Raw genomic sequence first — 10,375 nt, 5'->3', positions numbered from 1 at the left:
AACCAGGTGATCTATCCATGGCCAGGATGAAGGTCGGTAACACGTACTGGAGGTCCGAACCACTAACGTTGAAAAGTTAGGGGATGAGCTGTGGATAGGGGTGAAAGGCTAAACAAACCTGGAAATAGCTGGTTCTCTCCGAAAACTATTTAGGTAGTGCCTCGTGTATCACCTTCGGGGGTAGAGCACTGTCATGGTTGTGGGGTCCATTGCGGATTACTACGCCATAGCAAACTCCGAATACCGAAGAGTGCAATCACGGGAGACAGACATCGGGTGCTAACGTCCGGTGTCAAGAGGGAAACAACCCAGACCGCCAGCTAAGGTCCCCAAATATTGCTAAGTGGGAAACGAAGTGGGAAGGCTAAAACAGTCAGGAGGTTGGCTTAGAAGCAGCCATCCTTTAAAGAAAGCGTAATAGCTCACTGATCGAGTCGTCCTGCGCGGAAGATGTAACGGGGCTAAGCAATATACCGAAGCTGCGGATGCACATTGATGTGCATGGTAGGAGAGCGTTCCGTAAGCCTGCGAAGGTGCACTGAAAAGTGCGCTGGAGGTATCGGAAGTGCGAATGCTGACATGAGTAGCGATAAAGGGGGTGAAAGGCCCCCTCGCCGTAAGCCCAAGGTTTCCTACGCAACGTTCATCGGCGTAGGGTGAGTCGGCCCCTAAGGCGAGGCAGAAATGCGTAGCTGATGGGAAGCAGGTTAATATTCCTGCACCATTGTTAAATGCGATGGGGGGACGGATCGCGGAAGGTTGTCCGGGTGTTGGAAGTCCCGGTCCTTGCATTGGAGAAGGCGCTTAGGCAAATCCGGGCGCGCAATTCAAGGGTGCGAGGCCATTCACTTAGGTGAAGAAGCAATCGGAAGTGGTTCCAAGAAAAGCCTCTAAGCTTCAGTTTAACAAGACCGTACCGCAAACCGACACAGGTGGGCGAGATGAGTATTCTAAGGCGCTTGAGAGAACTCGGGAGAAGGAACTCGGCAAATTGGTACCGTAACTTCGGGATAAGGTACGCCCCTGTAGCCTGACTCGCCTGCGCGAGAAGGGTGAAGGGGTTGCAATAAACTGGTGGCTGCGACTGTTTAATAAAAACACAGCACTCTGCAAACACGAAAGTGGACGTATAGGGTGTGACGCCTGCCCGGTGCCGGAAGATTAAATGATGGGGTGCAAGCTCTTGATTGAAGTCCCGGTAAACGGCGGCCGTAACTATAACGGTCCTAAGGTAGCGAAATTCCTTGTCGGGTAAGTTCCGACCTGCACGAATGGCGTAACGATGGCCACACTGTCTCCTCCCGAGACTCAGCGAAGTTGAAGTGTTTGTGATGATGCAATCTCCCCGCGGCTAGACGGAAAGACCCCATGAACCTTTACTGTAGCTTTGCATTGGACTTTGAACCGATCTGTGTAGGATAGGTGGGAGGCTATGAAGCGTGAACGCCAGTTTGCGTGGAGCCGTCCTTGAAATACCACCCTGGTTTGTTTGAGGTTCTAACCTTGGCCCGTGATCCGGGTCGGGGACAGTGCATGGTAGGCAGTTTGACTGGGGCGGTCTCCTCCCAAAGTGTAACGGAGGAGTACGAAGGTACGCTAGGTACGGTCGGAAATCGTGCTGATAGTGCAATGGCATAAGCGTGCTTAACTGCGAGACCGACAAGTCGAGCAGGTGCGAAAGCAGGTCATAGTGATCCGGTGGTTCTGTATGGAAGGGCCATCGCTCAACGGATAAAAGGTACTCTGGGGATAACAGGCTGATACCGCCCAAGAGTTCATATCGACGGCGGTGTTTGGCACCTCGATGTCGGCTCATCTCATCCTGGGGCTGTAGCCGGTCCCAAGGGTATGGCTGTTCGCCATTTAAAGAGGTACGTGAGCTGGGTTTAAAACGTCGTGAGACAGTTTGGTCCCTATCTGCCGTGGGCGCTGGATATTTGAAGGGGGCTGCTCCTAGTACGAGAGGACCGGAGTGGACGAACCTCTGGTGTACCGGTTGTCACGCCAGTGGCATCGCCGGGTAGCTATGTTCGGAAGAGATAACCGCTGAAAGCATCTAAGCGGGAAACTCGCCTTAAGATGAGATATCCCCGGGGCTTCGAGCCCCTTGAAGGGTCGTTCAAGACCAGGACGTTGATAGGTCAGGTGTGGAAGCGCAGTAATGCGTTAAGCTAACTGATACTAATTGCCCGTAAGGCTTGATCCTATAACCGGTGTGTTTTACACACGCACGGTTGAGATCAGTGTTGTGCCGGAAACAACACAGCCCAGACTTCATCTGATGAAACCATCATCAGAAACTACTTCTTCCCGATTGGTTGTGCCGCCCGCCAGGGCGACACGGCAACAAGTCATGCCTGATGACCATAGCGAGTCGGTCCCACCCCTTCCCATCCCGAACAGGACCGTGAAACGACTCCACGCCGATGATAGTGCGGATTCCCGTGTGAAAGTAGGTAATCGTCAGGCTCCCCCGCAGCAAACAGAAACCCCACCCGCAAAGGTGGGGTTTCTGCGTTTACGGCCCGCAAAAAACAGCGGCAAGAAAGAAGCGGCGTCAGTACGCTTGCGGCATCATGACCCCGGCAAAGGCGCGTCCGTTTCCGCTGATCCGCCGCCTTTGCGTCACCCGTCAGCAGGACGGCCGGAAAAAACACCGTCAATACGGCCGGGAAGCGGCCGGCGAGGGTTGTGTCCCGGCGTCGTACGCTATCTGACCCGGCTAAGCCCGTTTCCGCATCGGCGCCTGATACGACACGCCGGCGGTAAAACGGTCAAGTCGTTCGCTGGCATCCGTAATCGCCCAGAGGGGCACGCTGTGCAGCTGTCGATCGTAGTTCGTTGCGATTTCGGCGAAAAGCGCGAAGCCTGCGCTATCCAATCGCCATCCGCCGGTTTCACGGCCGAGATCGAAAACCGCCGACACCGCACGTTCCGCCGCGCCGAGTTGCTCGCCGGTCGCCGAGCCGAAGCCCGACTCAGCCAGAAACCCTGTCAGCAGCATGACTTGCGTGAGTGTTTGCGCATCGCTCGTGCTACCGGCGCCGCGACGCAAAGCGTCGAGTGCCAGATGCACCCGCAAGGCAAGGTCGTCGGCGATTTTCCGGGCGATCGGCAACAGCATGGCTTTGTCATGCCGAGCACGTGCAGCGCCAGTGTTGCGGGAAAACGGAATAGGTTGTGCCATGACGGTCCAGTGTTATGCCTGTGCAGATGCAATAACGGCGCGGGCCGCAAAAGGTTGAGCCCTCACGCAGCGACCGCAACGCAATTAGCCGTCTTGAGCGTGGGATGGCTGCGCCAAAGCCAATCGCTGTCGATCAATTGATGCATCCGGGCTTTCATTTTGTCCAACCGGGGCCTTTCGATTCCCCTCTTCGACGTCCCTTCTGAGCCGTGTCACCAACCGGCGCTACGCTATGCGCTCTTACGCGCTGGCGAATCTCAGAGTCAAGGACCGGCCGGCCCTGCGGCGTGCTTTTTATCCATTTCGCATAGCGTGGCGCTCCGATCATGTGGGCCACAATCGGCACGCGCACCTTTGCCGCGTCAGGTCCGCGTGCCGCTTTCGTGATCGCTTTGCGAATCTTCACGTTGGCGAGACCGAAACGTTCGTGCTCGACCTGTGGCGTGTCGTTACGAAGTTCGATCAATTGCCAGATTATTTCGCACCCAAAGCGCAGGAACGGATACGGATTCGCCCCCGCGAGGACGTTGTACAAATTGACGTTTTTCTGACGTTGCCGCACGATGTCCTGTCCGCTGTGTGACGAAGCTGGCCGATCACCGCACGCAATGCTTGCTTCAAGTGCCTCAAAATCCTGCTCCGTCAGATGCAGCGCTGCAGCCGCCGCCAGCTCAAGTTCCAGTGCCAGTTCCAGCAATTCGCACACGGTGTAAATGTCGTCGATCGAACTATCCTTGAAGGGTAGGGCGTTCTGCCGTGAGGACACGTTCGGTTTGTCGTCGACCGAGGTCGCAGCGGTGCCGGCCACCACGCTGCCCATCCCACGCGTGTGGCGCCGGCAGCCGTGATTCTTGTGCTGGACAAAGGCGAGAACAGCATCAGCCACAACGGCCACAACGGCATCGAACACGCGCGCGCCGATCATCTGAAAACCGGCTGCAACGCCCTATTGCAACCAACGCCAAACGCCGCGCAAACGGCGGGGAGTACGCAGGCATGAAGATCCTGATTGCAAGGATGAACCACGAGACCAACACGTTCTCGCCGGTGGCCACGCCGCTTACCGCGTTCGGTCGCAACGGCCCGAGCTACGGCGAAGACGCGTTCAACGAAAACAAAGGCATGCAAACGGCAATGGCCGCTTTCATCGACGCAGCCGAGCGCGAGCATGCCGGGATCGTGACGCCCATTTCCGCATCGGCGAATCCGAGCGGTCCGGTCGAGGCCACTGCTTATGACGCGATCTGCGCGGCGATCGTTGCGGCCGCAACCGGTTGCGATGCGGTGATGCTCGACCTCCACGGCGCGATGGTCGCGGAGAATTCGAACGACGGTGAGGGCGATCTCCTCGAACGCGTGCGCGCCATATTGCCCCATGCGCCGATCGCGGTCGCACTCGATCTGCATGGCAACGTCACGCAAAAGATGATCGACAACGCCGACGTGATCGTCAGCTTCAAAACCTATCCGCACGTCGACATGTACGAGACCGGCGCGCATGCGGCGCGTCTGATGTTCGACATGATCCACGGCAAGGCGAAACCGATGATCGCCTGGCGCCAACCGCCGTTGCTCACGCATACGCTGCGCAGCGCGACAGCCGAAGGTGCGATGAAACGCGCCGTGGATGCCGCGCGCGCAGCAGAGGCCGACGGCATGCTCGCGGTGTCGGTGTTGCCCGGCTTCTCGCTAGCCGATATCGACGCGCCGTGTATCAGCGTCGTCGTGGTGGCGAACGGCGAGCGTGAGCAGGCGGACGCGGTGGCGGAGCGCATCGCGCGGCAGATCTGGAACGAGCGCGAGGATTTCGTTTATCACAGCGCGCCGCTGGCGGAGTCGGTGGCGCAGGCCGCCGCGCTCGCGCCGGGAGCGGATAAACCGGTGCTGTTGCTCGATCATGGCGACAACTGCATGTCGGGCGGAACGTGCGACACGATGGATCTGCTGGAGGAGGCGCTCAAGCAGAAGCTCGAAGGGATCGTAAGCGGCCCGTTGTGCGATCCGCAAGCCGTCGCGGCGCTGATGGCGGCGGGCGTCGGCAGCACGGTGACAGTCACGATCGGCAACAAGGTCGCAAGCGACGCTGTGACGCCGCGGCCACCGGTGGCGGTGACCGGCGTGGTACGCGCGCTGACCGATGGCGAATACGTCATCAGCGGCCCGACCTATACAGGTCAGCGCGCGTTCATGGGGCGCGCAGCGGTACTCGACACCGGCACGGTCAAGCTCGTGATGACCGAGCGCACGCATGAGCCGTGGGACCTCGGCGTATTCGAGAGCGTTGGCATCGATCCGCGCCGTGCGCGTTTCCTGTTGCTCAAATCGCGCATGTATTGCCGTCCGGTCTTTGTGCCGATAGCCGCGGCGCTGGTGGAGTGCGATAGCCGTGGCGTGACGAGTTCGGATTACGGGCTGTTCAAGTTCAAGCACGTAAAGCAGCCGGTTTTTCCGCTGGATAGGCAGACCGAATGGGAGTCGACGAACTGAAGCCTATTCAACCGCGCCCGCGCTACTCATCGCGCGACAAACAGATGGACGCCCGCCGGCAAACATACTTGCCGTATGGACTTGTGCGACGCGCGTGGAGTCTCTATAATTCGCGCCTCTAAAGGCTCGTAGCTCAGTTGGTTAGAGCACCACCTTGACATGGTGGGGGTCGTTGGTTCGAATCCAATCGAGCCTACCAACGCATTGGTGACGTAGACGAAAGCGGCTCCGCTTTCGTCTACTGTCATCTTCTCGCATCACGTCGGCGCACATCGTTATCGTGCGGCAGTCCCGTCAGTATCTCCCTTCCGTAGTGCCCGTATTCCGCCACCGTGTGACTCGTTCGCTGATGCCCTCTCGCGCTCGCCGCATGTCGATGCGTTTTCACTCACGCACAATCGTCAGCATGCTGAGGCATTTGTTAAGCATACCCGCGCCGCCTCACGTCACATCTTCCCGATGCGCGGTACAGTTAAGCCTTCAGGTCTCGCAACTGCATAAACTGCCGTGAGCTCGCAACACAGAGCCGGCGGCTTAAAAGGAAGCTGACGCAATGAAGAAGCTCATCAACGATGTCTCCGCGGTCGTCCCAGACATGCTCGACGGACTCGCGGCGCTCAATCCCAATCTCTCGTTGTTACAAGGCAGCACGATCGTCGTGCGCGCCGACGCCGAGGCTGTCGCCGCGCGCGGAGAGGTCGCGCTGATCTCGGGTGGTGGCTCGGGCCACGAACCAGCTCATGGCGGCTATGTAGGTCATGGCATGCTGAGCGCCGCGGTAGCGGGCGAGGTGTTCACGTCGCCCTCCACGGATGCTGTGCTCGACGCGATCCGCGCAGTAGCCGGCGCCGCGGGCGTGTTGTTGATCGTGAAGAACTACACGGGCGACCGCTTCAACTTCGGCCTCGCCGCCGAGATCGCGCGTGCTGAGGGAATCCCCACGGAAATGGTCATCGTCGCCGACGACGTCGCCCTCGCCGCGAGCGGCGATCATGCGGGCCGTCGCGGGCTCGCGGGGACCGTGCTGGTTCACAAGATTGCCGGCGCGGCCGCCGCAGCGGGGCGCCCGTTGACCGAGGTTGCGCAGATTGCACGCGACGTGGCCGCGTCGCTCGGCACGATGGGCGTCGCGCTCACGCCATGCACGGTGCCGGCCGCGGGCAAGCCGAGTTTCGAACTGGGCGATAGCGAGATCGAATGGGGTCTCGGCATTCACGGCGAACCCGGTGTCGAGCGCGGTGCGATGGAGCCGGCAGACGCGATCGTCGAAAGACTGCTCGCGAAGATCGTCGGCGACTTGTCGTTGCAGACTGGTGCACGGGTGGCTTTGATTGTGAACAATCTCGGCGGCACGCCTTCGAGCGAATTGAGCATCGTGGCCGGGTCCGCGCTTCGTTATCTGGCGGCACGCGGCATTCATGTGGAGCGTGCGTGGGCCGGCACGTTCCTGAGCGCGCTCGAGATGTCGGGCGTCTCGTTGACACTGCTGCGCGTGGACGATGAGCGGCTCGGCTGGCTCGACGCCGCCGCGCACACCAGCGCATGGCCCGCGTTGAGCGGCCGCGTCGCGCAGGTTTCCGTGCGGCCCGCACCTGCCACGCCGGATCGTATAACCGGCGCGACGCTCGCACGAGAGGCCACGTTGCGCCGCGTGATCGAAGCCGTTTGTGCGTGCCTGCTCGAAGCCGAGCCGATCTTGACCGACATGGATCAACGCGTCGGCGATGGCGACCTCGGCATCAGCTTGTCGCGTGGGGTGCGCGGCATTCTCAATGAGCTCGATACCTATCCTGCGGAAACGACGCCGGGCGCGGTATTGCGCGCCATGTCCGCAACGGTCCGGCGCGTGGTCGGCGGTACTTCGGGCCCACTTTACGCGGTGATGTTGTTGCGCGGCGCGGTCGCGCTCGAACAGGCGGGGGGATCGTCAGCCAAGGCGTGGTCGGCGGCGTTCAGTGAGGGTGTCGCCGGATTGATGGCGTTAGGTGGCGCGCATCCCGGCGATCGCACGATGGTCGACGCACTAAAACCTGCCGCCGATGCATTGCAAGCCGCGCTCTCAAAGTCAGAAGGCGGGCTCGATGCGGCATTGAAAGCCGCGGTCGATGCGGCAACCGAAGGCGCGGCGCAAACCGCGTCGATGCATCCGCGGCGCGGGCGTTCGAGTTATGTCGGCGACCGCGCGCTCGGTTACGCGGACCCCGGCGCACATGCCGTGGCGTTGTGGCTCGCTGCGGTTCGTGAGGCGCTGGCTGATTGAACGGCCCGACCGCTCGGTCCGCCAGCAAGTGTTCTGAAAAAATCGGCCGTCGCTCGAAAAGCGCGGCGGACCTGTCACGGACGAAGCAGATCGAAGCCGGCCAGCACGACAACCCCGCTCACCATGATCAGCGATACCGAATGCTGTCCGAAGTAGAGAAGGGCCGCGGCCGACCACGTCGTCGCCGTGAATGCTGCAATACGTTTCATGCTTAAAACCCCAAAGCGATAGCCAGCAATCCGCTGACCACTCCGCAAACCACAACCGCCAGCGTCACCATTGTCAGCACGCGCTTCGGAAACGAGCGGCCGAGCATCGCCATCGACGGCACGCTGATCAGCGGCAGCGTCATCAGCAAAGCACCAGCCGGGCCGGCGGCCATGCCGAAAGAGAGCATGGCCTGAATGATCGGCACTTCGCCCGCAGTCGGGATCACGAACAACGTTCCGGCGATCGACAAAGCGATGATCCACAGCAGGCTGTTATCGATGCTGGGTCCGATGTGCGGAAACAGCCATGCGCGCGCCGCGCCGAGAATCAGCACCAGCACGATGTATTCGGGGATCAGCCGCAACGTCATGGTTCCGAGGATTTTCACCCAGCGCGTGAAGGCGGTGCCCGGATCGTCGACGGTGACGAGTTGCGCCATGGCTTCGCGCGACGCTTCGGCTTCCTTCGGCGTGACCATGCGGTTCACGAGATAGCCGAGGCCGAACACCATCACGAGGCCGAGAGCGAGCCGCAAGCCCATCCATTGCCAGCCGAGTACGAAGCCCATGAAGATCAGCGTGGCCGGATTGAGCGCCGTGTTACCCAGCCAGAACGCGATCGCCGCGCCCGGCGCCGCCTGACGGGCGCGTAGGCCCGCCACGACCGGTGCCGCGCAGCAGGTGCACATCATGCCCGGCAACGACATCAGACCGCCCTTCACCACGCTGCTGAAGTCGGTGCGGCCGAGCGCACGCGCGACCCACTGCGGCGGAATCAGCGCCTGCACCGCCGAGCCCAGCAGCAGGCCGAGCACCATGGCTTGCCAGATCGCCTTGCCGTAGGCCAGCGCGTAATCGATGGCCGCCTGCCACGACGCCGGCGGTGCGCTCGAAGACGTGCCCATCAGGATCGATTTGCCGATGGAATGCTGGCTCGCGGCGACGAAGGCGCGGTTGTAGTACGGGAACCACTTCACATAGAAGAGGCCGACGACGGCGATCAGTAGAAACACGATCCAGCCAAGGGCGACACGGGGCTGCCGAAGGGTTGATTGCATGATGGATGGTCTTGAACGTTAGTTTTTAATCAGACGACAATGAGCGCACTGTTATCAAGTTGAGCAAGCAGTGCTTTTGCCTGCTCAATGACGTCGGCGTCGTTGGGCCGGAAATTCATTTGCAACGCACGCGGCAGTTGCACGAAATGCTGATGGCTGCTGCGCGCGTACGCCGGGTCATAGTGCCGTTCGATCAGTTCGTGAGCGAGCTCGGCCCGGCTATTTTCATCGACGAGTCGTTGCCAGCCCGTGACACGTTCGCGGCTATGCAAACCAATCATCTTCTGCAATTGCGCTTTCAGCGATTCGGGATCGTCGAACAGATGCCCGTAGTCGTGCAGCAGGAACGCCGCGCGGTCTTCGTGGCTCGACAACACTTCGACGCAGGCGCCCTGGTGGAAGGTTTCGACAAGCGAGAGCGGCAGTGCGATCGAACCGATTCGCCGGCTCTCCGCCTCGACGAAAACCGGCCGTTTGGGATCGAACGCACGCAGGGCGGTCACCAACAGCGTGTCAAAGCGCTTTTGCGACGGCTGCGCAACGCCCGCCCACGCGCCCAACAGCGAGCCGCGATGGGCCGCCAGGGCTTCGAGGTCCAGCGTCTGCGCACCCGCCTGATTCAGCGCTTCGAGCAGGCGCGTCTTGCCGCTGCCTGTCGGGCCCACCAGCGCGATATAGCGGAAATTCTTCGGCAACGACTCGAGGGTGTCCAGCGTCGCGCGCCGGTAGCCTTTATAACCGCCGTCCAGCTGACGTGCCGGCCAGCCGATCATATTGAAAAGCGTCGTGACCGAGCCGGAGCGCTTCCCGCCCCGCCAGCAGTAAATCAGCGGCCGCCAGTTGCGAGGCCGGTCGGCGAAGGTCGTTTCCAGGTGATGCGCGATGTTGCGCGCCACCAGCGCCGCGCCGATCCGCGTGCCTTCGAAGGGCGAGACCTGCTTGTAAGTCGTGCCGACCAGAACACGCTCCTCGTTGCTCAGCACAGGCGCGTTGAGCGCGCCGGGAATGTGATCTTCGGCGAATTCGAGCGGCGTGCGCACGTCGATGATTTCATCGAAATCACCGGCTTGATCGAGGCTGACGAGTAGGTTTTTCAAGGGGTTACAGACGAAACGGACCGGCGGGAGAAGCGAAATTATCGCATGCGCCGTCAATCCCGGCCGGCGAGCCGTTC

At 60.8% G+C, this 10,375-nt stretch carries 7 protein-coding genes, 1 tRNA gene and 2 rRNA genes; 5 read left to right on the top strand and 5 right to left on the bottom strand.

The genetic code is table 11. The annotated features are described in order from the left end of the window. Positions 1 to 2,206, top strand: a 23S ribosomal RNA gene (locus tag B0G76_RS32530); the annotation flags it as partial. A 150-nt stretch (positions 2,207 to 2,356) separates the two neighbouring features. After that, a 5S ribosomal RNA gene (gene rrf, locus B0G76_RS32525) occupies positions 2,357 to 2,469 on the top strand. A 253-nt stretch (positions 2,470 to 2,722) separates the two neighbouring features. On the opposite strand, the gene B0G76_RS32520 is transcribed toward rrf, so the two are convergent. Both B0G76_RS32520 and B0G76_RS32515 read right to left on the bottom strand, forming a co-directional pair. Next, positions 2,723 to 3,187 carry a hypothetical protein gene (locus B0G76_RS32520; protein ID WP_120296108.1) on the bottom strand — a complete coding sequence of 155 codons (465 nt, stop codon included), beginning with the start codon at positions 3,185 to 3,187 and terminating at the stop codon, positions 2,723 to 2,725. Between the two features lie 154 nt (positions 3,188 to 3,341). After that, positions 3,342 to 4,112 carry a hypothetical protein gene (locus B0G76_RS32515; RefSeq protein WP_259460793.1) on the bottom strand — a complete coding sequence of 257 codons (771 nt, stop codon included), beginning with the start codon at positions 4,110 to 4,112 and terminating at the stop codon, positions 3,342 to 3,344. A 71-nt stretch (positions 4,113 to 4,183) separates the two neighbouring features. Here B0G76_RS32515 and B0G76_RS32510 point away from each other — a divergent pair, with 71 nt between their 5' ends. The 3 genes from B0G76_RS32510 (at position 4,184) to dhaK (ending at position 7,934) form a co-directional block, all read left to right on the top strand. Continuing rightward, positions 4,184 to 5,674, top strand: coding sequence for a M81 family metallopeptidase (locus tag B0G76_RS32510; RefSeq protein ID WP_120296107.1), 1,491 nt, complete (start codon positions 4,184 to 4,186; stop codon positions 5,672 to 5,674). 122 nt (positions 5,675 to 5,796) lie between these two features. Beyond that, positions 5,797 to 5,873, top strand: a tRNA-Val gene (locus B0G76_RS32505). 354 nt (positions 5,874 to 6,227) lie between these two features. After that, the gene (gene dhaK / locus B0G76_RS32500; protein WP_120296106.1) at positions 6,228 to 7,934 is read left to right on the top strand and encodes a dihydroxyacetone kinase subunit DhaK; all 1,707 of its coding nucleotides are present in this window, start codon (positions 6,228 to 6,230) and stop codon (positions 7,932 to 7,934) included. A gap of 74 nt (positions 7,935 to 8,008) precedes the next feature. Here dhaK and B0G76_RS44325 read toward each other — a convergent pair whose 3' ends face one another. Genes B0G76_RS44325 through mnmH form a run of 3 tightly spaced genes read right to left on the bottom strand, consistent with a single transcriptional unit; the run spans position 8,009 to position 10,298 of the window. Then, on the bottom strand, positions 8,009 to 8,143 hold the full coding sequence (locus B0G76_RS44325; protein WP_259460792.1) for a hypothetical protein: 135 nt from the start codon (positions 8,141 to 8,143) through the stop codon (positions 8,009 to 8,011). A 2-nt stretch (positions 8,144 to 8,145) separates the two neighbouring features. Then, positions 8,146 to 9,201, bottom strand: coding sequence for a permease (locus tag B0G76_RS32495; RefSeq protein WP_120296105.1), 1,056 nt, complete (start codon positions 9,199 to 9,201; stop codon positions 8,146 to 8,148). A gap of 29 nt (positions 9,202 to 9,230) precedes the next feature. Further along, complete coding sequence (mnmH, locus tag B0G76_RS32490; RefSeq protein WP_120296104.1) at positions 9,231 to 10,298, bottom strand: tRNA 2-selenouridine(34) synthase MnmH; 1,068 nt, start codon at positions 10,296 to 10,298, stop codon at positions 9,231 to 9,233. Between the last annotated feature and the right edge of the window lie 77 nt (positions 10,299 to 10,375).

The organism is Paraburkholderia sp. BL23I1N1, from assembly GCF_003610295.1.
Classification (GTDB): domain Bacteria; phylum Pseudomonadota; class Gammaproteobacteria; order Burkholderiales; family Burkholderiaceae; genus Paraburkholderia.
The sequence above is the reverse complement of the archived record's forward strand: the minus strand, read 5'-3'. Positions and strand labels throughout refer to the sequence as shown.